This is a genomic window from Streptomyces albipurpureus (assembly GCF_023701525.1).
GTDB classification, from domain to species: domain Bacteria; phylum Actinomycetota; class Actinomycetes; order Streptomycetales; family Streptomycetaceae; genus Streptomyces; species Streptomyces albipurpureus.
Window position 1 is genome coordinate 18,515 of the sequence record NZ_JAMQAW010000030.1, and the last position, 20,598, is coordinate 39,112.

The following is a 20,598-nucleotide window of genomic DNA, read 5'->3' on the forward strand; positions in this document are numbered from 1 at the left end:
CTAGGTCCACCAGCCGATCCGTCGCCCCCTGACCAGGGACAACGGGGCTGATGTGCTGCCCAGGAGCGGGTGGCTGAGCAGCCGAACGCGTTGCCGTGGTCGGCGCACCGGGCGGGTCCAACAGCGTTGTCCGCGTCAACTCACCGATCAGCCGGTCCGTCCGGGGCGATCATCCAGCGGTCCTTCGTACTGCACTTCATCGTCAAGTCACCGACCACCGCTCGGGGCGGGCCACGGGTGAAGTGTGCGATCTGCGAGTACATCGGTTGAGCCCCGCTGGCCTGCGCCACCGCGACTCGGCCGCGTGTAGCCAGACCTCGCCGGTCATCGCGGTGGGGGCAGGGTTCGGCACAGGGTTTCCAGTGCCGCGCCGTACGCGTGGTCGGGTGGGGTGGCGTAACCCACGACCAGCCCGTCCGGTGCCGGTGTGCTGGCTTCGGGGTGGCGGAAGGCGTTGAGGCCTTCGAGGGCGAGGCCCTGCCAGGAGGCTGCTTTGAGGGTGGTCGGTTCGGTGCCCGCGGGCAGACGTAGTACGGCGTGCAGGCCTGCCGCGATTCCGGTGATCTGGATGTGGGGGGCGTGTTCGGCGAGGGTGGTGCGGAGTTGGTCGCGGCGACGGCGGTAGTGCTGGCGCATACGGCGGATATGGCGGTCGTACTGCCCGGAGGCGATGAACTCGGCCAGGGTCAGCTGGTCCAGTGCGCTCGCCCAGGCTTCGCGTTCGCCCTTGATGTCCAGGGCGGCGGCGATGAGGTGTTCGGGGAGGATCATCCAACCCAGGCGGAGCGCCGGCGAGAGGCTCTTGCTCACCGAGCCGAGATAGAGCACGCGTTCCGGGTCCAATCCCTGGACCGCACCGACGGGTTCACGGTCGTAGCGGAATTCGCCGTCGTAGTCGTCTTCCAGGAGTAGCCCGCCACGCTCACGGGCCCAGTCGATCGCCGCGGTGCGTCGGCTGGGGTGCAGTGGGCCTCCGGTGGGGAACTGATGGGCCGGGGTGAGCAACGCCGCCCTCAGCCTGGGGTGGGAGAACGCCTCCCGTACATCAGCGCCCTTTTCATCGATTTCCAGCGGGATCGTACGCACCCCTGCCCGCTGAAGCAGGGTGCGGTGGAAGCCCAGACCGTATGACTCAACGGCCAACGGCCCGCGCAGTACTCCACGGCCCGGGCCGTCGGTGCCGAAGAGCAACTGGAGCGCATGGGCGAAACCGGAGCAGATCACGATCCGGTCGGGGTTGGTGCGCACTCCTCGGGCTCTGGCCAGATACTCGGCGAGGGCGGTGCGCAGTTCGATGCGCCCCTGGGGGTCGCCGGGCCCGAAGGCTTCATGGGGTGCGGCGTTGAGAGCGCGGCGGGAGGCAGCGAGCCAGGCGGTACGGGGGAAGGAGGAGGCGTCCGGCTGCCCCGGGCGTAGGTCATGGGCGGGACCGCGAGCAGGGGCGGGTGCTCTCTTCGGTACGCGTACGGGCTTCGGGGGCGCGGCGCGCTCGGCCACCCGGGTACCCGAGCCCTGGCGTGCGGTGAGCCAGCCCTCGGCGACCAGCTCCGCATAGGCGCAGGCCACGGTGTTGCGCGCGATGCCGAGGTCGGCGGCGAGCGAGCGGTAGGGCGGCAGCCGGGTCCCTGGAGCCAGCCTTCCTTCTCTGACCGCCTCCCGAAGGGCACGGGTGAGCGCGGACTGACGGCTACCGGGCTCCGTCAGTCGGAGATGGAGGTCGGCACCGATGCGTTGCGCAGAATCGACCCAAGGGGAATTGACCCAAGATTCCGACATAGAATTGCACTCTACTAGGGGTCTATCGAGTCGTAGATTCCTGGCTATGACGATTGACAGCGCACCCACCACGCTCGCGGAGACCCCCCGCATCAACTTCGCCAAAGCGGCCCCGAAGGCTTTCAGGGCCTTGCTGGGATTTGACGCAGCTGCCCGGGAGGGCCTTGACCCCGCTCTCGTTGAGCTTGTCCAGATCCGTGCCTCCCAGCTCAATGGCTGCGCCTACTGCCTGCACATCCACACATCGGACGCTCGCAAGGCCGGCGAGGACGAAGCACGGCTGCACATGGTCGCCGTCTGGAAGGACGCACCGCACTTCTTCACGGAACGGGAGCGCGCGGCCCTCGCCCTCACCGAAGCCGTCACACTGATCGGACAGGGCGGCGTCCCTGACGACATCTACGCGGGGGCCGCCGCCCACTATGACGAGGGGGAGCTCGCCCGGCTGATGGCCCTGGTCTTCACCATCAACACCTGGAACCGCATCGCCGTCACCACCGCCAAGGTGCCCGGTACCGATGAGCGGGCATCCGGCTGATGGCCGTAGCCCCCACGGGTGCCGACCGTCAGCGGTGACTGGCGTCAAGGTGCGGGACACGGAGACGGCCGGATAATGGGTGGGGCAACCGGGTGCGTCGAGCGGTCGCTCTGCCCGGTTCGTGCTCTCGGACCGGAAGGTGCGCTTCATGGCCAAGGGAAACGGGCTCTCCGCTGGAGGCGCACCGCAGAAGGCGCCATGGCGCTCACCCCGGGAGCGGGCGGAACGGGGTAGGGCGGCCCGCAAAAAGGTGCCGCGATCCAGCCACGCCGACTTTGGGCCCGCGCCGGAACGCGTCGACCCGGTGGACGTGATCGAAGAGCAGTCGGCCGCACGGGTGCAGGAGCTGATCCCCATCCGCTACGGGCGGATGATCGAGTCCCCGTTCCGCTTCTATCGGGGTGCCGCCGCGATCATGGCTGGCGACCTGGCATCGACCCCTGACACCGGCATCAGCGCTCAGCTGTGTGGCGATGCTCATCTGATGAACTTCAGACTGCTCGGCTCGCCGGAGCGGCAGTTGGTATTCGACATCAATGACTTCGACGAGACCCTGCCGGGCCCATGGGAATGGGATGTCAAGCGGCTTGCCACCAGTCTGGTGATCGCCGGGCGGGAGAACGGCTATTCGGCAAAGGTGCGGGCTGGCATCGTCCGGTCGACTGTGGGCGCCTATCGCGCCCGGATGCGCGCTTTCGCCGAGATGGGGAACCTCGAAGTCTGGTACGCCCGTGGAGATATGGAGCAGCTCAAGGCAGTGGCGAATCAGCGGCTCAGCACAAGAGGCCGTGGCCGAGTGCGCAAGGCCATGGCCAAGGCACGCACCCGTGACAGCGTTCAGGCATTCGAGAAGCTCACCGAACTCCAAGGCGGGGAACGCCGCTTCGTCGCGGACCCGCCCTTGATCGTGCCGATCGATGATCTACTCCAGGGTGCCGAACGGGACGGGCTCATCAGGGAGCTCCATGAACTCGTCGACCGATACGCCCAGAGCATTTCCGCGGAACGCAGGCATCTGCTGAGCCAGTACCGGGTGGTCGACATTGCCCGCAAGGTCGTCGGCGTGGGCAGTGTGGGCACTCGTTGTTGGATTCTGCTGCTCCTCGGCAAGGACGATGAGGACCCGTTGATCCTCCAGGCCAAGGAGGCTGACCATTCGGTGCTGGCCGCATACGTCGGGAAGAGCCTTTTCGACAACCAGGGGCAGCGCGTGGTCACCGGTCAGCGACTTATGCAGGCCGTTGGCGATATGTTCCTCGGTTGGGACCGGGTCAAGGGGCTCGATGGGCGTCAACGGGATTTCTATGTACGCCAGTTGCATGACTGGAAGGGCATTCTGGTGCCGCAGGTCATGGTCCCCAAGGGAATGCAGGTCTTCGGCGAGCTCTGCGGACAGACACTGGCCCGGGCTCATGCGCGGTCGGGGGATCGCATCGCCATCGCCAGTTATCTGGGCAGCGGCAATACCTTCGATATCGCGCTGAGCGAGTTCGCGGAGAGCTACGCCGACCAGAACGAACACGACCACGCCGCCTTGGTCACAGCGACGCAAACGGGCCGGGTCAAGGCCACCGCGGCCTGATCCCCGGCAGCAGACCAGTAGGCACCGGCGGACCAGTAGGCACCGGCAAGCGTGACTGCCAGTGGTCACAGGCACAGCGGTCACAGGCAGCCAGCAGACTTCAAGCGGCCAAGCGGTCAGCCAAGCGGTCAAGCGGTCAGACAACAAGCAAGGCGTTCATCGACGGGCCAGCTGCCGCTCACCGTTCGCCCCGGGCTGGTAGGCGATTCCGTAGTGCTCAAACACGGCCGGTTCATCCCCGGCAGGCAGTACGTCATCCGGACCGATCGAGGGGCACCTCTTGACCAGCGACCTGTCTTGGGCGACCTTCACATAGTCCGGCCCGACCGTCGCGTCGTCGAGCGGAACGAAGACCAGCCGACGGCGGCCAGGGAGTCCGACCTGGACCGTGGCCATCGCGGGTTGATCCGAACTGGTGTTCACGTAGATCGCTTCCAGCATCCCAATCTTGTGACCGCCCGCATCGACCACATCGTGGTTGCGCCAGTCACGGATATCGGCCATGTGGATCATCTTGAGGTCCCTTCGACTGTACGTAGCTGGTGGTCCGGGTCCGGCGTACGTAGCTGGTGGTCCCGGTCCGGCGAATGCCTGCGCGCGGCTGGTCCGGCGAGGCACGTGCCAGTCCGGCCCCGTTCAGAGCGTCTGCTGCTCCGGACCCACTTCCAGCGTGCGCCTGACAGCCCACTCCCACCAGCCCAGGAACGTCCTGCGGACGCTCACAACCGCCCGCGGGCGGCAACAGCCGGCGAGAAGGCCGGGGGCTCAGGCGGGTGCCTCCCACACCTGCGGGACAGGGCGGTAGCCCACCGGAAGTGCAAGGGAGCACAGGGGAAACCGGCTGGTCACAGCCCGCTTACACGTCCTCGGGGGAGTAAAATGGCCGAACCGGGAGCATCTCGCATGCCTGCTTCCACGCGGGTGTCGTTCCCGGCGAACACCAACACAGGGTGGTCATGGACACCCGGGGCAGCTTCGCCGAAGTCAGCAGAGGGAAAGCCCGCGAGGACGCGTGGAGGACCGAGGCCGAAGCGTGTGTTCCACCCGCCGGGCAACCGATGGGTACACGGCCTTCGGTGCGTTCGGCCTCTACTGGGAGGTGAGGACCATGACGAACCTCGTCGCTGTTGTGGCGTTGCTCGCGCTGATCGGCATCGGGGTGTTTCTGATCCACCTGGTGAACACCCAGCAGGAGGCACGCATCGCCACCCACCACTTCGGCGATCGTCGACCGGGCATCGGTAGACGCAGTCGCCGTCGCCACCATCGGCGACAGGCGTCCGCAGACCATGGCCAGCTGTCCCATGCCCACCCCGACGCGGCTACTGGCCGCGATACCGGCCCGAGCCCCGGCCCTCATGCGGACCGTAGCGGCACCGGACCATGAACCAGGTCCCTCCCCGTCCGGATCACACTCCGAACGGGAAGAAGGCATCGAACGCCACCGGTGCTTCGCGCCGTACTCCCGCCCGGAACCGAGAGGACGACTTCGCCTTGAACACTGAGAACAGCGTCCCGATGGACTCGACGGACTCGACGGGTAACGAGATCCTGCCGCCGTTGGGAACCGCCGAGGTCCGTATCGTCGCGGCTTCCCCCGAGACCGCCCGCGCGGTCGCCGAGGTCCTTCGCCGCTGCTTCGCCAGTACGGAGCAGCGCAGCTACCCCGCCTCGGAGAGCGGCACCCGGCTCCACCTCACGGTCGACACCGATTCCGTCGCAGGACCGGCGCGCTCCTGGTTGACCACCAGCAGGCCCCTTTTTGGTTCGAGTCCCCACTCCGACGAGGTGTCGTGAGCCCGGGTGCGTATCGCGGACGTTGTGACACGGACGTGGTGACACGGATATGGGGACCGGCTCGGGTGTTGTGGGTGTTGGCGTCGGCGGTGTGATTCGAAGGCGATCACCGGTTATGGGGTGATGAGGACCTTGCCGCGGGCGCCGCCTGCTCTCAGGTGCTCAATGGCCTGGGGAAGTTCGTGCAGCGGATGGATACGGTCGATCACCGGGGAGATCTCCTCCGCCGCGATCAACTCCACCACGGTCCGCAGGTCTTTGAGTCGCTCCGCCGCGAACAGGCCGCACAGTCGCTGGCGTAGGAAGGGTGACAGCAGCAGGGCGCGAAGCACCCGGTCCGTGCCGCCGAACCAGCGTCCTTCGCTCTCTCCTCCCACGATGACCAGGGTTCCTCGTGGGGCGAGGGCCCGACGGAGATGGGACAGGGAGCGGTTGCCCGCGATGTCGAGGATCAGGTCGTAGTGGTGCGCTCTGTCAGCGAAGTCCTCCTGGGTGTAGTCGATGACGGCGTCCGCGCCGATCGAACGGACCAGTTCCGTCTTGGTCGTGCTGCACACACCGGTGACCTCAGCTCCGAACGCCTTCGCCAGTTGTACGGCGAAGGTCCCCACACCTCCCGCCGCTCCGATGACCAGGACCCGTTGGCCCGGCCGCACTCGCCCCGCGTCGCGGAGGGCCTGAAGCGCGGTGGTGGCGGAGATGGGTACGGCCGCCGCGTGTTGGAGGGACAGGTTCGACGGCTTGAGGACAAATCCGTCCTCGGGCGCGCTCGCGTACTCGGCGAAGGCACTTTCACAGAAGCCGAACACCTCATCGCCCGGTTGGAACCGGGTCACTGAGTCACCCACGGCTACAACATGACCTGAGACCTCTCTACCCCGGACGCGGACCCTGGGTTTCCGCAGGCCGAAGCCCATCAGCCGAAGGAGATAGGGCAGGCCCGTCATCAGGTGCCAGACCCCCGCGTCCACGGCGGCGGCCTGGACACGGATGAGCACCTCGCCCGGCCCCGCCGTCGGCTGCTCGATCTCCTGGAGTTTCAGCACGTCGGCGGAGCCGTACTCCTCCTGCACGATCGCTTTCATGAGGGCATTCATACGGACTCCTCTTCACCGTCCGGGTACTGGAACACCTGGTCGAGCGGGACCGCGAAGACCCGGGCGATCTGGAACGCCATCTCCAACGAAGGCGAGTACCGACCCTTCTCGATGGCGATGACCGTCTGCCGGGTCACCCCGACGCGATCGGCGAGTTCGGCCTGGGTCATCTCCTGGTGGGCGAATCGCAGGGCCCGAATGGAGTTGGTGATCCTGGTCGGTTTCACCATGGCTGGAAGCCCCGCCGGTACGAGACGATCTTCGCGATGGACCCGAGGACGGCCGAGAGGGCGAACGCCAGATAGATGGCGTTGGCGATCCAGAAGTAGTCCACTTCGGCCATCGCCATACCGAGCGCGGCGACCGCGCCGAGGATGACGAAGGACTGTCCGACGTACTCGCCGAACCGGTTGATCTCCCGGTCGCGTTGGTCCTTCCTGGTGTTCTCCTTGGCCGTGGCCAGTCCCCACACGATGTCGACCACGATCGACGACACAATGGCCCCACCCACGGTCCACAACAGGGTGGACGCATAGGACACCTCGGCGAGCGGAGCGCTGTCGGCCCTTCCGAGAACGGTGGCCAGGTACACCGCATACGCGACGACCGCGACGACTCCCAAGATCCAAGCACGCTTCTCTTCGTGCGCCATTCCCCCTCCTCCCCACGGCACGCCCCAGGGAGAGCCGTGTGTGGGGCGCCTCACGAGAACGCCCCATGTAAAGCAGACTTGACATGGGGAATGTATGGTTTCTCGTACACCATGTCAAGGATTCTTTACTTGATCCCTCAACCCCCTACCGGGCTAGGCACAGAAGCGGCACAGAGCAGCGCAGAAGCAGTACAGAGCAGTACTGATTCAGCTCGGGCTCAGCGCTGAAGCAGCCCTCGGCCCGGGTAGAGAGTGCCTGGCACCGCAGGGGGCTGCGTGCCGGCCCTCCGCCCCGTCCATCAGGGGAAGCGCCGCGGTCACTCGCCTGGTGTCCTCCGCTCGCGCCGCAGGCTGCCCGCCCCCAGGCTCAGAGCAGCGGAAGGCCCCGCGGCAACGGACAGCGGACTCTCCGGACACCGCCCAGCGAGCGCGACCCGATGAGCAGAGGAACGAGTAGAGGGCGGCAGACAACGAGATACGGACGGCGGGCACCACACCACGGATCTCGGTGGAGGACACCACACCACGGATCTCGGTGGATGGCGGCGAGGAAGGGGGCCAGGGGTGGGTCGGCGACGGACCCGCGGGCTGAAGGACCCAGGGAGCCACGGGCAGCGACCGGCAAGGCTCCGCGACCGGCGGCCCATGCGCCCGCCGCGGCTCGGCAAGCCAACGCCCGCGGACATCGGCTCCGGAGCCGTCACCGGGCTGTTCTCCATCCCCGAGGGAATGGCCTACGCCTCGATCGCCGGCTTCAACCCCGTGGCCGGGCTGTACGCCGGTGTGGTCCCGGCGATCGTTGGTTCGCTCACCTCCCGTACCGTCCTGATGGTCACCACCCTGACCAGTGCCATCGCCCTGACCTCGCAGAGTGTCCTCAGTGACGCCGGTCTGGACCCCGGGGACGCCGGCCATATCGCCACGCTGACCATGCTGGTCGGTGGGGTGATGTTGTTGCTGGGAGCGCTGCGGCTCGGGGCCGTGATGAGTTTTGTCTCCCATGCGGTGATGACCGGCTTCTCCACCGGAATCGCGCTACAGATCATCACCGGTGTCCTCGAAGACGCCACCGGCTACCAGCCGCGGGGGGAGAACAAACTGCGGCAACTCGTCGACTGGCTGGTGCACCTGCCCGACTGGCAGGGCGCGGCCACCGCGGTCACCACGGTCACCATCGTGGTGTGGGCGGCGGCACGGGCGGTACAGCGGCTGAAGCCGGTGGCCCTTCTGCTGGCCATGGTGGTGGTGAGCGTCGGTGTCGCCCTGTTCTCGGTGGATGTGGAACTGGTCCGCGGTATCGCACGGATTCCGGCATCACTGCCGTCCTTCACCGCACCCGATCTCTCCGCACTGCCGCATCTGGTGGGTGGAGCGGTGTCCGTCGCACTGGTGGCGCTGGCGCAGGCGGCGGGGATCGCGCCCGCCATGCCCAACCCGGACGGCTCGCGCGCCGACGCGAACGGCGACTTCCGTTCGCAGGGCTACGCCAATCTGCTGGGCGGGCTCTTCCAATCGCTGCCCAGCGGTGGGTCCCTGTCCCGTACGGGAGTGGCGGTCAGCGCGGGCGCCCGCACCCGCTGGGCCGGGGTGTTCTCGGGTGTCTTCCTCGGGCTGGTGGTCCTGGTCTGCGGATCGCTGGCCGAGCACATCCCGATGCCGGTGATCGGCGGTCTGATCCTGGTGATCGGGGGCGAGCTGATCTGGGGCAGACGACACGACGTCCTGCTGGTCCTCCGCACCTCCCGACTGTCCTTCGCCGCCATGGTGCTGACCTTCCTGGCCACCACCCAGCTCCCCCTTCAGCAGGCCATCGTGCTCGGCGCGGTGCTCTCCCTGTTGCTCTACTGCGCCCAGGCGGCGCGTCAGGCAAAGGTGGTCGCCCTGCACCGCGCGGAAAGCGGGCGATGGCGGCTCGGCACCCCGCCGGAGCACCTCACCCCGGGGACGGTCACCGTCCTGGACTACGCGGGCTCGTCCTTCTTCGCCGAGCTGCCCCGCATCGAGAGCCAGCTGCCCTCTCCCGATGGGGCACGGGACGCCGTTCTGGTGCTGGTCGTGCGGGCTTTGCCGGATGTGCCGTCATCGGCCGTGATGGGCTTCCTCAGCCGGTACGCACAGCGGATCACCGACGCGGGGGGCCGGCTGGTCCTCGCCGGTGTGCAGCCGCCGTTGGCGCGCATTCTCGAACAGTCGGGGCTGCGCGACCAGTTGGGCGCGGACGGCGTCGTCATGGCGCAACCCGAACTGTTCGCCCCGGTGGAGCGGGCCGTCGCGGACGGGGAGACATGGATCGCCGCACAACAGCGGGAACGCGGGCAGTCGCCGCCGTCGAGCCGAAGATGACGAATGAGCCGCACCCGAGCAGGCGGGCGTATGCCTTCGGCCGGTGCGGTGCGCGGGGCAGCGGACAAGTCCCCGCCCGGTGGGGTGCGGGGGAGCGATGGGCGCGCCAGGGGCATCCGCTCCGACGGCACCCGAGCGGCCGAAAGGCAGAGCCCGGAATGCGGGCATTGTCGCTTGGTGCTGAGATGGGCAGCGTGGCGCCACCGGGCGAGCGCCCCGAGTCCCCAAGCTCGGGCCCCGCACTTCCAGAGGCCACCCACGCAGCGGCCACCCACACAGCTCAGACGCAGCGGAGCCGAAGGAGCCGAGGGAACGCCCGTCAAGAGCCGCGAGAGCCGTCGTAGGGCCGGAGGAGCCGAACAGAACGGCAAACAAGCAGTGCAGTGCGCCTCCCGACGAAGCATCGACCACCGCGGAACGGAGCAGTCATGTCGGACACGACCGCCCTCGACTTCGACGACACAGACGATTTCGAGAACGCCGACCGCGGGTTCATCGCCGCCCTGGCCCCCGCCGTGGTCAAGGACGAGCGAGGCGATGTCGTGTACGACAACGACGCCTACGCCTTCCTCACCGCGGACTGCCCCGATACCGCCCATCCCAGTCTGTGGCGGCAGGCCCAGCTCTGCGCCCGCCAGGGCCTGTACGAAGTCACCCAGGGCATCTATCAGGTGCGCGGTCTCGATCTCTCCAATATGACCCTCGTCGAAGGTGACCGCGGTGTCATCGTCATCGATCCGCTGATCTCAGCGGAGACCGCGTCGGCCGCTCTCGGCCTCTACCGCGCGCACCGCGGCGACCGGCCCGTCACCGGGCTGATCTACACCCACTCACACGGCGATCACTTCGGCGGTGGCCGTGGTGTGCTCCCCGCCGGGGCCGACGCGGACGTACCGGTCATCGCCCCCGCGGGCTTCCTGGAACACGCGGTCAGCGAGAACGTCTACGCGGGCAATGCCATGACCCGCCGTGCCGTCTTCATGTACGGCGACCGGCTGCCCAAAGCCCCGGACGGGCAGATCAGCGCGGGCCTCGGAATGACGACATCCACCGGCACCATCACCCTCATCCCACCGACCGTGGACATCACCGAGACCGGGCAGGAGGAGACGGTGGACGGCGTCCGCATCGTCTTCCAACTCACGCCCAACACCGAAGCCCCCGCCGAGATGAACTTCCTCTTCCCTGATCGGCGGGCCCTCTGTCTGGCGGAGAACGCGACGCACAACATGCACAACATCCTGACCCTGCGGGGTGCCGTCGTCCGCGACTCCCGTATCTGGGCCCGCTATCTCGATGAGACCATCGCCCGCTTCGACGGTCAGTACGACGTCGCCTTCGCCTCGCACCACTGGCCCACCTGGGGTCACGACCAGGTCGTCGCCTTTCTCAGCAGCCAGCGGGACCTCTATGCCTATCTGCACGACCAGACCCTGCGGCTACTGAACGACGGATTGACCGGGCCGGAGATCGCCGAAGCCCTTCAGCTCCCACCCGCGCTGGAACGCGCCTGGCACGCACGCGGCTACTACGGCTCCCTCTCCCACAACGTGAAGGCGATCTACCAGCGCTACCTCGGCTGGTTCGACGGCAATGTCGCACATCTCTGGGAGCATCCGCCCGTGGAACTCGCCAAGCGGTACGTGGAACTGGCGGGGGGTGCCGAGGCGGCGCTGGCGAAGGCGCGTGCCTACGTCGACGAGGGTGATCTACGGTTCGCGGCGACGCTACTCAACCACATCGTCTTCGCCGAACCAGCGCCCCCGGATTCCCCAGCAGGTGCCGGTGGGACCACCGGAGCCTCCGCCGCGCGCAAGGCCCTGGCCGAGGTCTACGACCGGCTCGGCCAGGGTGCCGAGAACGGCACCTGGCGGAACTTCTACCTCACCGCCGCCCAGGAGTTGCGCCATGGTGAGAACCCCGCCCGGATCGACACCACCGGAGCCGAAATGGTCATGGCGCTCCCCACGGACATGCTCATCGACTCGATCGCCATCCGTATCGACGGCCCCCGTGCCTGGGACGATGACCTCACCATCGATCTGGTCTTCACCGACGAGCGCAGTCGCCACCGACTCACCCTCCACAACGGCGCCCTGACCCATCGGAAGCTCTCCGGGGAGCCGGCACACACCGCCGGACTCACCCTCTCCCTCACCCGACCCCAACTGCTCGGCGTTCTCGCGGGCAAGGGTCTGGCCGGTGTGCGGACGGAAGGCGACCCCGGGCTCCTCGATCGGCTCCTCTCCCGCGTCACCGCACCGGATCCGGCCTTCCCGGTGGTCACGCCATAGCGGCCCGGGGAGTTCACAGAGCCCTGGAACTCCCCGGAAGCACCGCGACCTCAAGAGTTCTTGAACTCCTCAGGAGTCCCTGACTCGTCAGAAGTTCTTGAACTCCACCGGGCCCGCATCCATCTCCACCGTCCCATCGAGATGGAGCACCGGCCGCTTCTCGGTCGCCTCGTTGCTGTATGCCTCAATGTGGCGAATGGCCGCGCCCTCAGGGGTGGTGAAGTCCACCAGAGCTATCGCCACCCAGTAGGAGGTCTCGGTCTCCTCGAACAGCGGGACCGTGACCACCGAGCCATGGCCGTCATCGATCACGACCTTCGCGCCGAAGCTGAGGAACGACCCGGAGCCGTTGCTGAGTGCGGAGTAGGCGCAGAAGAGTACGTATCCGTGCTCATCGGGGCGGGTGATCCGGATCGTCTCGCGGCCCGGGGTCTTGGAATCCCCGTCAAGCTGGATGTGTGGTCCGCTCTCCAGCGACCCCAGGCGTTTGTAGTAGACGACATCCGCGTTCTTCGGGATGTTCGCCTGCTTGAAGCGCCGCCATCTCTTGCGTCCCTCCGGCTCTTCAACGGCGGGCGGGGGGACCTCGCTCGACGGGCGGAAGGGGGTGCCCTTCGGAGCGTGACCTGACTGCACCCGCGTTCCGGCCGGTGACAAACCCTGGAGGGCCTTCGCCGCCGGGACGAAGAGGGCGTAGAAATCGAGGTCGGCACCGCGTGCACGACGACGGTCGCTGCCGCCGTCCCAGTCGAGCGTGGCGACGATCTCCAGGCCCCGATCGTTCTTGTCCAGGCTGAACACCGCCTGAGAGCCCTTGTCGAGGCTGAGCCGGCCGAGCGGCGGTTTGGTCAGACTCATCGGAGGCGAAGGAAGCGGGGCCCCGGGCTCAGGGGCGGAGACCGCGGTGGGGGCAGGGGCAACCGCAGACGTCGCAGCGCCGCCCTGGTCAGCCGGAGCAGCGGGTGCCGCGGTACCGCCGGGCGCGGTAGCAGCGACCGAGGGATCGCCGGGTGGGATGGTGAGGGCCGGTATCAGAGTGACCGGTTGGGCCGGCGGTTCCTCCGCCGGCTCCTCCTCGACCTCAATGCCGAAGTCGGTGGCCACCCCGGCAAGACCAGAGCTGTACCCCTGGCCGACCGCCCGCACCTTCCAGCCGTCCCCCCGGCGGTAGAGCTCCAGCAGTACGGCTGCGCGCTCCCCATCGGTCATCGGCGGGACCTGGAACCGCAGGGGCTCCGCGCCCTCCTGGGTCACCCGGATGGACAACTCCGCCACCTGGGCGAACGTACGGTTCGCATCGTCCGAATCGCAGCTGCCCACCAGGACGACGCGCTCCACGGACGGGGACACGCCCAGGGGCTCCACCATGATCCGCTCGGAGGTGTCCCCTTCGGCCGCCATATGCCGTACGGCGCCGTCTCCAGCGCTGGGCTGGTTGAAGAACACCATGTCCGCGTCGGACCGGACCTTGCCGTCCGCGTATATCAGCAGTGCGGTGAGATCCACGGGTTCGCTGGTTCGCTGAAGCTCGACTGTCAGCAGCGAGCCCTCGACCGATGCGTTTCCACCCTTTGCGAGCTCTCTCATCACTTACTCCCCAGAGGCGCCATCCAGCCACTCTGGCACGTTTGTCCCTATCGATGTAAGTACAAAGGAACTGGTGTACCGGCATCACCGCAGTTCACACCGTGCTCTTCACGGCCGCGGCATGCCGAAGGCCCCGACCCGTGAATCGGTCGGGACCTTGGCGGGAAACCCGGCTAACCCCGTCGGGACCCTTGTGCGGGGGTGTGGGGCGCGGTCAGCTCTGGATGACGCGTACGCTGCCGGCCTGCGGCCCCTTGGGGCCCTGGACGAGTTCGAACTCCACGCGCTGCGCTTCCTCCAGCTGGCGGTATCCGGTGCCCTGGATCTCGGAGAAGTGGACGAAGACATCAGGCCCTTCGTCCTGCGAGATAAACCCAAAGCCTTTCTCGCCGTTGAACCACTTCACATTGCCCTGTACCGCCATCGTGCTTTGCCTCCAAGCCGCGAACATCAACGCCGCCAGATGTACCCGCCAACGGTAGGCATCGAAACCCCTGCAAACACAGGTAAGTCGGTAAAAAATTCATCTACCGCGGTTACCCAAGCCAGGGCGGGGTGGGCCGGGGCATCGGGTCGTCAGCCGGGCTCCCCTATCGGGCGAACGCCCCGAACTCCTTCGCCGGCTTGACGATCGCACCGGGATTGCGCGGGCTCTCCACGAGTCCACCTAGTCCAGCACGATGATCCGGTCGTCCTTGATCGCCGAGACCCCGGCCAGTGGTGGGTACGACTTCAGGAACTTCCGCTTCTGCTCCGCCCCGGACGCCGGGACGGCTGGAGCTCCGATTCGCCCCAGGCCGACACCACCACGTCATCCCCCACCGAGAGCTTCCCCGGTCCCCACACGGGGAGCTCCACCCCGAAGGCCACCCCACCGCCCGCCGCCCGTCGGTAACCGGCGAGTGCGCTCAGTGGTTCGGGCCCCGCCTTCGGGCCTTCCAGCCCCCACTCGAACACGGAGCGAGTGGCGCGGACACCGTACCGAACCAGCCGATGAAGCCGACCGGACGGGGTGGTTGGGAGCGTGGGAGCAGCGGTGGCCGGACGTGCGCGTCAACGCGGCGCGTCCGCCGAGCGGCCATACGGTGGTCTCTTTCACCCCTCCGCGATGCCGGAACGGTTCCGCACGGCCGGTCCCTTCACTCCACCGAAATGATCACGACGCTAAAGGTCGTCAATCACAGGGAGTTGGATATGCCTGTACGCGGAAAATGGCTGGCCGGAGTGGGTGTCGCGATGGCGGCGGCGGCCCTGGCCGCGGTCCCGGCCGCCCCGTCCGACGCCACGGCGGCCCAGCGGCAGGCGGCGCCTCCCCCACTCCAGCAGTTGACCCTGCGACTGGCGGCCGACCCCGGGCAGATCGCCGATGTACGGGGAGCCTCCCAGGCGGACGGCGCCGAGGTCATTCAGTGGGCCTCGTCCAACGGCCGCAACGCCCGTTGGACGACGGAGGACATGGGCGGCGGCTATGTGCGGCTCGCCGCCGTACACAGCGGCAAGTGCATCGATGTGCGGGGCGCGGCCACGGCCGATGACAGCGACGTCATCCAGTGGACCTGTAGCACCGGGACCAATCAGCAATGGCGGTTCGTCGCGAAGGGCAACGGCTACCAGATTGCCGCCCGGCACAGCGGCAAGTGCCTCAATGTCCGCGGCGGTACGGGCCAGGGCAACCGGCTGATCCAGTACAGCTGTACGAGCGCGGGTGCGGCCAATGACGTCTGGCTGCCGGTCTGGGAGCCGACCACGGTCTGAGGACACTCCCACTCGCCCCCGTGACGGTGGCGGAACCCGAGGATGGGGCCGCCACCGTCTCTCCGGCCCGGACCCGGTCTCCCTCGTCATACGGCGCGCCGTATGACGCTCCCTCATGGACCTCTCCTGAGAGCGGGTGGCTCGGCCAGCTCCGTATGACGTTCTCCAACACCGAACACCGCCTACCCTCGCCGCACAGTGTTCGTACGGCCGTACGTCGTGCGAGGCCTGCGCTACTCTGGGCCCGCAGAGATCCCCCGGGACGTGAGCAACGGTAGGAGAGGAGGCCGCGTGCCGGCCGACGAGCAGACGGCGTATCCATCCGTGTGGACCCGCCCGCCGAGGCGGCGCCGGGACCAGCCCGCGCTGAGCCGAGAGCAGATCGTTTCCGAGGCCATCCGACTACTCGACGCCGATGGCGTGGACGCCCTGAGCATGAGGAAGCTCGGCGCGCGGTTGAACGCCGGAGCCACCTCGATGTACTCGCATGTGGCCAACAAGGACGAACTGATCGAACTGGTCGTGGACGAGGTCCATGGCGAGATCGAGGTCCCGGCCGCGAGCGGAGCGCAGGAGTGGCGGGAGGCAACCGAGGCGGTCGCACACAGTCTGCGGGCGACGATCCTGCGCCACCCCTGGCTCGCGTCACTGTTCGGGGCGGCGGGGATGGCCTATCTCGGGCCGAACATGATGCGGCTATCCGATGACATGCTTGGCGTGCTCGAATCGGCCGGCTTTGAGCTCGACGCGGCTGACAACGCTGTGAGCACGGTGTTTGCCTTTGTCGTCGGCATGGCGACGACGGAGGCGGCCTGGTTGACCACGCTCGCCCGCAGCGGCCAGGGCGAACAGGAGTGGACGGAGCAGGTGTGGCCGGCCGCGGAGGCGGCGGTTCAGCCGTACCCCCGGCTCCGGCGACAGTACGCGGCGATACGGGGTGCGGATGTGCGAGGCGCCCGGGTGGACAAGTTCAACCAGGGCCTGGCCTCCGTGCTCGACGGACTCGCGACCCGCCGTTCCACCAACGGCTGACCGCTGCCGCGGCACCTGCGGCGGAGCGCCGTACAGCCGAGAGCCACCGCGGTACGACCGTGAGCTGGGCGAGATCGACCGAAGGCGGCCACCGCAGTGGCAGCGGGTAGGCAGGGCGCGGGGGCCTGGGCAGGATCGACGGAGTCATCACGCGGCCCCGCTGCGCCGCTCTCGGGCTTCAGCTGCCAGGTCCCCGAGTACCCCGGGACCTGGCACTCGGTTTCACCGACGGGGCAGAAGAAGGCGGAAGACGCCTGACCGCCGGGAGACCGACCACCACGGGGCCGAAGCCGACGATCACCGAAAGCGGACAGGGCACGTCAGCCCTGGCGCAGCCGGTCCAGGGTGGCGCTGAGGTCGGCGGCCTTGGGGCGGTTGTGCGGCAGCTTGCCGAGCACCACCGCCATGCCGCAGGTGTTGGTCAGCGCGGAGAAGACCAGTCCGGCGGCGATTCCCGCGGAGAGCAGCAACCAGGCCGGATGCAGCAGACCGAGGACGATCCCGAGCAGCACCAGCGAGCCCGCGGTGAACCGCACCTGCCGCTCCATGGCCCAGACGCCGCGGGTGGCGCCGGCCGGGCCTGGCGTCGGGCGGGCGAGATCCTGGCCTTGGGCGGCCCAGGCGTTGGTCCCGCCGACCAGTGTCGCCGAGGTGATTCCCCGATCGGCGAGCAGCGCGCAGGCACTCTCCGAACGGGCGCCGGAGGCGCAGACGACCAGGATCTCGCCGCGCCGGGCGGTTTCGGTCAACTCGGGCAGCGCGCGACGCAACTGGTCGAGGGGGATGTTGAGCGCGCCGGGCAGATGGCCTGAGGCGTACTCGCCGGGGGTGCGGACGTCGATCACGGTCAGCTGATCAAGCCGGGTACGGGCCTGGTCGATGTCGAGTGCTGGGGCGGTGTTCATGGGTACTGCCGTCCTTCGTTCCTTGAGGGAAACTGCCGGAGAAATTCGTCTGTGCTCCCCACAGGGTAAAATACCCCTAGGGGTATCGACCAAGGAGTCATTGTGGAGCTGGATCTCGCTGGTGCCGAACTGAAGGCCGTTCTCAACCGGCTGCGCCGGGTGCAGGGCCAGATTTCCGGGGTGATCCGGATGCTGGAAGAGGGCCGCGACTGCGCGGAGGTCGTGATGCAGCTCTCCGCCGCATCGCGCGCCCTGGATCGCGCGGGCTTCTCCATCATCGCCACGGGCCTTCAGCAGTGTCTGGCCGATGTCGAGTCGGGCCAGAAGAGCGAGGAGGACCGCGCCCAGATGATGGCGCAGTTGGAGAAGCTCTTCCTCTCGCTCGCCTAGGCCCGATCGTCGCCCTGGCCGCGCCCCTGGCCTCAGACAGCGGACTTCCGCGCGGGAAGTGGTTTCGGTTCACAGCAGGCTGTCCAGCAGCATCAAGGCCCCCACCGCGAGCAGCACATAGGCGAAGATCCGCTGAAGCGTTCGGCCCTGCGCCTTTGCCGCGAGCCGCTTTCCGTCCCAGGCACCGAGGACCGCGGCCCCGGTGAAGGGCGCTATCACCGCCCAGTCGAGCCCGTCGGCGGTGCCCGCCCGGGTCGTCAGCGCGGCGAGCGAGTTGACGGTGATCACCAGCAGACTGGTGCCGATGGCGGCGCGCATCCGCAGCCCGACCGGTTTCACCAGGGCGGGCACGGCGAGGAAGCCTCCGCCCACTCCCAGTACGCCGGTCAGCGCCCCGAGCCCGGCACCGGTTCCGGCGGCGACCGGCCACCGTCCCCGGATGCCCTCCGGTTCCCGAGCGGAGGCGGGGCGTAGCAGCATCAGTGCGGCACCGGCGGCGACGACCGCGAAGGCCGCGGTCAGCAGCGCGGGCGGCAGCTGCCCGGCGAGCACTCCGCCGAGCGCCGCGGGAAGGAGCCCCGCGGCGGCGACGATCGCACCCGTGCGCCAGCGGACCTGTCCATCGCGGGCGTGTGCGAAGAGCGCGGTGGCCGAGGTGGCGGTGACGATGACCAGGCTCGCGGTGGTGGCCGCCAGCGGGCTGAAGCCCAGCAGATAGATCAGGGCCGGGACGGCGAGAACACTGCCACCGCCGCCGAGAGCCCCCAGACAGAGCCCGACGACTCCTCCGGCGACGAGTGCGAGAAGCAGGGTGCTCACGCTATCGAGCCGCCCTGGCCCCGTGCGTCGATGACCGGGAGATCGGCGAGCGCCCAGGCACGCATCCCGCCGATGACATCGACGGCGTCAAGGCCGCGGGCGATCAGCAGCGCCACCGCTTCCCGGGACCGGTTGCCGGACCGGCAGATGACCACAAGGGGGCGCCCTCGTGCTGCCCTGGGCAGGGGCGACCCGGCCACCAGGGCGGAGAGGGAGAGGGGAATGGCGCCGGGCGCATGTCCCGCGGCCCACTCGTGGGGCTCGCGAACATCGAGCAGCACGGCGGAAGCAGCCGCCCCGGCAATCCCGTCCGGCCCGTCAGCCATCACCGCCCCGGCCGCCACGGCAAACCCAGCCGGTACACCCGCCTGGGCGCCCGGTGTGTCCCCGGCCGCAACGGGCCGCCGGGCCCTCTTGGACCGTGCCATCCGGCCGGTGTCGCCTTCGGTGGGGGTGCCGCCACCCGCACCGTCTTCGGGTCGCGTCCTCCGCTCGGCATCAGCGGTGCGGATGGCCGGGCGGGTACCGGTCTCATCGTGGGTATGGCGCCGTGCCTGGGCCACATGGAGCCGGGGTTCCCGGAAGACGGACATGCGTCAGCCCTCCCGGATGGGCAGTCCGGCGGTACGGGCCGCATCGAATCCGTCGTCGATGGCGACCACCTCCCGCCCGGACGCGTCCAGCAGGGATGCGGCGATGGCGGCACGCATTCCCCCGGCGCAGTGCACCCAGACCGTGCCCGGCTTCACCTCGGCGAGGCGGGAACGCAGCTGGTGTATCGGGATATGGACCGAACCGGCGATGTATCCGCCGGCACGCTCGGAGTCCCGTCGTACATCCAGCACCACCCGCCCGCCCTCGTCCGCGGTGCCGTCAGCGGCGATATCGGCGGCGAGCTCGGCGAAGGTCGCGCGGCGCAAGGACCGCGGCTGCTCACCGTCCCGCACCCACTCATCGGGGGACCCGGTGGCAGCCGCCGCGGGCCGGTCGACGCCGACGCGTACCAGCTCACGCTGGGCATCGGCGAGCTGCTCGGCCGATTCGGCCAGGAGCGTGACGGGCTTGCCCCACGGGATCAGCCAGGCGAGATAGGTGGCGAGCTGCCCCGAGGCCTCGAAGTTCAGCGCGCCGGCGACATGGCCGTCGGCGAACGCGATCCGACTGCGCAGATCGACCACCCACTCCCCCTCGGCGAGTCGTCGAGCGATCTCCTCCGCGTCCGCGACCGCGGGCGGGGCAAGATCGACCGGGGCGGGACCGCGGGCGTTGATGGGGCCCATATGGGTGTAGTACGCGGGGATGTCATCGAGCCCCGCGAGCAGTTCGGCGACAAAGGTGTCGGCGTCCTTGACCAGCGCTTCGTTGGCCTGACGCTCCCGGCCGATGGTGGTGGCATCGCCCGTGGCCTGGCTGGACGAGCAGAAGCTGCCGAAGCCATGGGTGGGCAGAACGGCAGTGTCATCGGGCAGCTCATCGGCGAGTCGATGCGCGGAGGCGTGCTGGGCGCGGGCGAGCCGTTCGGTGAGCCTGGGCTCGACCAGATCGGGTCGGCCGACGGTGCCGATCAGCAGCGATCCCCCGGTGAAGGCGGCCACCGGCTGCCCGCCCTCTTCCAGGACGTACGCGGTGTGATGCGGAGTGTGCCCGGGGGTGGCGACGGCACGCAGAACCAGGCCGGCGCCGATCTCCACCTGGTCACCGTCGGCTATGGGAACGCGCTGGTACGAGACGTTCGCATCGGCCGGTACGAGGTATTCGGCACCGGTGATCCGGGCCAGTTCAAGCCCACCGGTCACATAGTCGTTGTGAACATGGGTCTCCACCACATGGCTGATGCGCACCCCGCGCCGAGTAGCGGCGGCGAGGACTCGATCGACATCACGGGCCGGATCGACGACCACGGCGCTGTGTGCGCCGCCCGCCAGATAGCTGCGGTTTCCGAGGCCAGGGACCTCGATGGTGTCGATGAAGAACACGGGCCTGATCCTTTCGAAGATTACCCCCCGGGGTATGTGTTTCACCGTAACAGAA

The 20,598-nt window shown here is 68.4% G+C and carries 20 protein-coding genes and 2 pseudogenes; 9 read left to right on the forward strand and 13 right to left on the reverse strand.

Translation table 11 applies throughout. The annotated features are described in order from the left end of the window. Positions 1 to 324: 324 nt before the first annotated feature. Positions 325 to 1,776 carry a MocR-like pyridoxine biosynthesis transcription factor PdxR gene (gene pdxR, locus NBG84_RS24160; protein ID WP_250921683.1) on the reverse strand — a complete coding sequence of 484 codons (1,452 nt, stop codon included), beginning with the start codon at positions 1,774 to 1,776 and terminating at the stop codon, positions 325 to 327. 46 nt (positions 1,777 to 1,822) lie between these two features. On the opposite strand from pdxR, the gene NBG84_RS24165 reads away from it, so the two are divergent. Continuing rightward, positions 1,823 to 2,314: a carboxymuconolactone decarboxylase family protein gene (locus NBG84_RS24165; RefSeq protein WP_250921684.1), complete on the forward strand. Its 492-nt coding sequence runs from the start codon at positions 1,823 to 1,825 to the stop codon at positions 2,312 to 2,314. Between the two features lie 148 nt (positions 2,315 to 2,462). Further along, on the forward strand, positions 2,463 to 3,896 hold the full coding sequence (locus NBG84_RS24170) for a DUF2252 domain-containing protein (RefSeq protein ID WP_250921685.1): 1,434 nt from the start codon (positions 2,463 to 2,465) through the stop codon (positions 3,894 to 3,896). A gap of 156 nt (positions 3,897 to 4,052) precedes the next feature. Here the strand turns inward: NBG84_RS24170 and NBG84_RS24175 are convergent, their stop codons facing one another. After that, a complete protein-coding gene (locus tag NBG84_RS24175) occupies positions 4,053 to 4,409 on the reverse strand; it encodes a PRC-barrel domain-containing protein (RefSeq protein WP_250921686.1) in 357 nt (118 codons plus the stop codon). Positions 4,410 to 5,004: 595 nt separating this feature from the next. Between NBG84_RS24175 and NBG84_RS24180 the strand changes: the two genes are divergently transcribed. Beyond that, positions 5,005 to 5,283 carry a hypothetical protein gene (locus NBG84_RS24180; protein ID WP_250921687.1) on the forward strand — a complete coding sequence of 93 codons (279 nt, stop codon included), beginning with the start codon at positions 5,005 to 5,007 and terminating at the stop codon, positions 5,281 to 5,283. Positions 5,284 to 5,414: 131 nt separating this feature from the next. After that, positions 5,415 to 5,693 carry a hypothetical protein gene (locus tag NBG84_RS24185; protein WP_250921828.1) on the forward strand — a complete coding sequence of 93 codons (279 nt, stop codon included), beginning with the start codon at positions 5,415 to 5,417 and terminating at the stop codon, positions 5,691 to 5,693. Positions 5,694 to 5,806: 113 nt separating this feature from the next. Here NBG84_RS24185 and NBG84_RS24190 read toward each other — a convergent pair whose 3' ends face one another. The 3 genes from NBG84_RS24190 to NBG84_RS24200 are packed head-to-tail and all read right to left on the reverse strand — an operon-like array spanning position 5,807 to position 7,442. Beyond that, positions 5,807 to 6,778, reverse strand: coding sequence for an NAD(P)-dependent alcohol dehydrogenase (locus NBG84_RS24190; RefSeq protein WP_425608691.1), 972 nt, complete (start codon positions 6,776 to 6,778; stop codon positions 5,807 to 5,809). Between the two features lie 8 nt (positions 6,779 to 6,786). Continuing rightward, positions 6,787 to 7,020 carry a helix-turn-helix transcriptional regulator gene (locus tag NBG84_RS24195; protein WP_250921689.1) on the reverse strand — a complete coding sequence of 78 codons (234 nt, stop codon included), beginning with the start codon at positions 7,018 to 7,020 and terminating at the stop codon, positions 6,787 to 6,789. Continuing rightward, positions 7,014 to 7,442: a hypothetical protein gene (locus NBG84_RS24200; RefSeq protein WP_250921690.1), complete on the reverse strand. Its 429-nt coding sequence runs from the start codon at positions 7,440 to 7,442 to the stop codon at positions 7,014 to 7,016. The genes NBG84_RS24195 and NBG84_RS24200 overlap by 7 nt, the downstream gene beginning before the upstream one ends. A 645-nt stretch (positions 7,443 to 8,087) precedes the next feature. Here NBG84_RS24200 and NBG84_RS24205 point away from each other — a divergent pair. Together NBG84_RS24205 and NBG84_RS24210 are read left to right on the forward strand one after the other, a co-directional pair. Beyond that, a complete protein-coding gene (locus NBG84_RS24205) occupies positions 8,088 to 9,785 on the forward strand; it encodes a SulP family inorganic anion transporter (RefSeq protein WP_250921691.1) in 1,698 nt (565 codons plus the stop codon). Between the two features lie 428 nt (positions 9,786 to 10,213). Further along, a complete protein-coding gene (locus tag NBG84_RS24210) occupies positions 10,214 to 12,079 on the forward strand; it encodes an alkyl/aryl-sulfatase (RefSeq protein ID WP_250921692.1) in 1,866 nt (621 codons plus the stop codon). A gap of 87 nt (positions 12,080 to 12,166) precedes the next feature. Here NBG84_RS24210 and NBG84_RS24215 read toward each other — a convergent pair whose 3' ends face one another. From NBG84_RS24215 to NBG84_RS24230, 4 genes and pseudogenes are all read right to left on the reverse strand, one after another. Further along, positions 12,167 to 13,666: a TerD family protein gene (locus NBG84_RS24215; RefSeq protein WP_250921693.1), complete on the reverse strand. Its 1,500-nt coding sequence runs from the start codon at positions 13,664 to 13,666 to the stop codon at positions 12,167 to 12,169. Between the two features lie 214 nt (positions 13,667 to 13,880). After that, on the reverse strand, positions 13,881 to 14,090 hold the full coding sequence (locus tag NBG84_RS24220) for a cold-shock protein (RefSeq protein WP_250921694.1): 210 nt from the start codon (positions 14,088 to 14,090) through the stop codon (positions 13,881 to 13,883). Between the two features lie 166 nt (positions 14,091 to 14,256). Continuing rightward, a pseudogene (locus NBG84_RS24225) lies at positions 14,257 to 14,429 on the reverse strand (ABC transporter substrate-binding protein); the annotation flags it as partial. Further along, a pseudogene (locus NBG84_RS24230) lies at positions 14,399 to 14,602 on the reverse strand (hypothetical protein); the annotation flags it as partial. The pseudogenes NBG84_RS24230 and NBG84_RS24225, both read right to left, overlap by 31 nt. A 258-nt stretch (positions 14,603 to 14,860) precedes the next feature. Here NBG84_RS24230 and NBG84_RS24235 point away from each other — a divergent pair. Then, complete coding sequence (locus NBG84_RS24235) at positions 14,861 to 15,421, forward strand: RICIN domain-containing protein (RefSeq protein ID WP_250921695.1); 561 nt, start codon at positions 14,861 to 14,863, stop codon at positions 15,419 to 15,421. 291 nt (positions 15,422 to 15,712) lie between these two features. Further along, the gene (locus NBG84_RS24240; protein WP_250921696.1) at positions 15,713 to 16,453 is read left to right on the forward strand and encodes a TetR/AcrR family transcriptional regulator; all 741 of its coding nucleotides are present in this window, start codon (positions 15,713 to 15,715) and stop codon (positions 16,451 to 16,453) included. 320 nt (positions 16,454 to 16,773) lie between these two features. Here the strand turns inward: NBG84_RS24240 and NBG84_RS24245 are convergent, their stop codons facing one another. Then, a complete protein-coding gene (locus tag NBG84_RS24245; RefSeq protein WP_250921697.1) occupies positions 16,774 to 17,358 on the reverse strand; it encodes a rhodanese-like domain-containing protein in 585 nt (194 codons plus the stop codon). A 102-nt stretch (positions 17,359 to 17,460) separates the two neighbouring features. Between NBG84_RS24245 and NBG84_RS24250 the strand changes: the two genes are divergently transcribed. Beyond that, positions 17,461 to 17,748, forward strand: a complete 288-nt coding sequence (locus tag NBG84_RS24250; RefSeq protein ID WP_250921698.1) for a metal-sensitive transcriptional regulator — start codon at positions 17,461 to 17,463, stop codon at positions 17,746 to 17,748. A 69-nt stretch (positions 17,749 to 17,817) separates the two neighbouring features. Here NBG84_RS24250 and NBG84_RS24255 read toward each other — a convergent pair whose 3' ends face one another. The 3 genes from NBG84_RS24255 to NBG84_RS24265 all read right to left on the reverse strand — a co-directional run bounded on the left by NBG84_RS24255 (position 17,818) and on the right by NBG84_RS24265 (position 20,543). Continuing rightward, entirely contained in the window at positions 17,818 to 18,567 is a 750-nt protein-coding gene (locus tag NBG84_RS24255) for a sulfite exporter TauE/SafE family protein (protein ID WP_250921699.1), read from the reverse strand. Then, positions 18,564 to 18,893 carry a rhodanese-like domain-containing protein gene (locus tag NBG84_RS24260; protein ID WP_250921829.1) on the reverse strand — a complete coding sequence of 110 codons (330 nt, stop codon included), beginning with the start codon at positions 18,891 to 18,893 and terminating at the stop codon, positions 18,564 to 18,566. Before NBG84_RS24260 ends, NBG84_RS24255 begins: the two co-directional genes overlap by 4 nt. 270 nt (positions 18,894 to 19,163) lie before the next feature. Continuing rightward, the gene (locus tag NBG84_RS24265) at positions 19,164 to 20,543 is read right to left on the reverse strand and encodes an MBL fold metallo-hydrolase (protein WP_250921700.1); all 1,380 of its coding nucleotides are present in this window, start codon (positions 20,541 to 20,543) and stop codon (positions 19,164 to 19,166) included. Positions 20,544 to 20,598: the final 55 nt, after the last annotated feature.

Excerpts from the sequence above, each read along its gene's own strand:
- pdxR (WP_250921683.1), bottom strand. The coding sequence starts at position 1,776 with ATGTCGGAATCTTGGGTCAATTCCCCTTGGGTCGATTCTGCGCAACGC.
- NBG84_RS24165 (WP_250921684.1), top strand. The coding sequence starts at position 1,823 with ATGACGATTGACAGCGCACCCACCACGCTCGCGGAGACCCCCCGCATC.
- NBG84_RS24170 (WP_250921685.1), top strand. The coding sequence starts at position 2,463 with ATGGCCAAGGGAAACGGGCTCTCCGCTGGAGGCGCACCGCAGAAGGCG.
- NBG84_RS24175 (WP_250921686.1), bottom strand. The coding sequence starts at position 4,409 with ATGATCCACATGGCCGATATCCGTGACTGGCGCAACCACGATGTGGTC.
- NBG84_RS24180 (WP_250921687.1), top strand. The coding sequence starts at position 5,005 with ATGACGAACCTCGTCGCTGTTGTGGCGTTGCTCGCGCTGATCGGCATC.
- NBG84_RS24185 (WP_250921828.1), top strand. The coding sequence starts at position 5,415 with ATGGACTCGACGGACTCGACGGGTAACGAGATCCTGCCGCCGTTGGGA.
- NBG84_RS24190 (WP_425608691.1), bottom strand. The coding sequence starts at position 6,778 with ATGAAAGCGATCGTGCAGGAGGAGTACGGCTCCGCCGACGTGCTGAAA.
- NBG84_RS24195 (WP_250921689.1), bottom strand. The coding sequence starts at position 7,020 with ATGGTGAAACCGACCAGGATCACCAACTCCATTCGGGCCCTGCGATTC.
- NBG84_RS24200 (WP_250921690.1), bottom strand. The coding sequence starts at position 7,442 with ATGGCGCACGAAGAGAAGCGTGCTTGGATCTTGGGAGTCGTCGCGGTC.
- NBG84_RS24205 (WP_250921691.1), top strand. The coding sequence starts at position 8,088 with ATGCGCCCGCCGCGGCTCGGCAAGCCAACGCCCGCGGACATCGGCTCC.
- NBG84_RS24210 (WP_250921692.1), top strand. The coding sequence starts at position 10,214 with ATGTCGGACACGACCGCCCTCGACTTCGACGACACAGACGATTTCGAG.
- NBG84_RS24215 (WP_250921693.1), bottom strand. The coding sequence starts at position 13,666 with ATGAGAGAGCTCGCAAAGGGTGGAAACGCATCGGTCGAGGGCTCGCTG.
- NBG84_RS24220 (WP_250921694.1), bottom strand. The coding sequence starts at position 14,090 with ATGGCGGTACAGGGCAATGTGAAGTGGTTCAACGGCGAGAAAGGCTTT.
- NBG84_RS24235 (WP_250921695.1), top strand. The coding sequence starts at position 14,861 with ATGCCTGTACGCGGAAAATGGCTGGCCGGAGTGGGTGTCGCGATGGCG.
- NBG84_RS24245 (WP_250921697.1), bottom strand. The coding sequence starts at position 17,358 with ATGAACACCGCCCCAGCACTCGACATCGACCAGGCCCGTACCCGGCTT.
- NBG84_RS24260 (WP_250921829.1), bottom strand. The coding sequence starts at position 18,893 with ATGGCTGACGGGCCGGACGGGATTGCCGGGGCGGCTGCTTCCGCCGTG.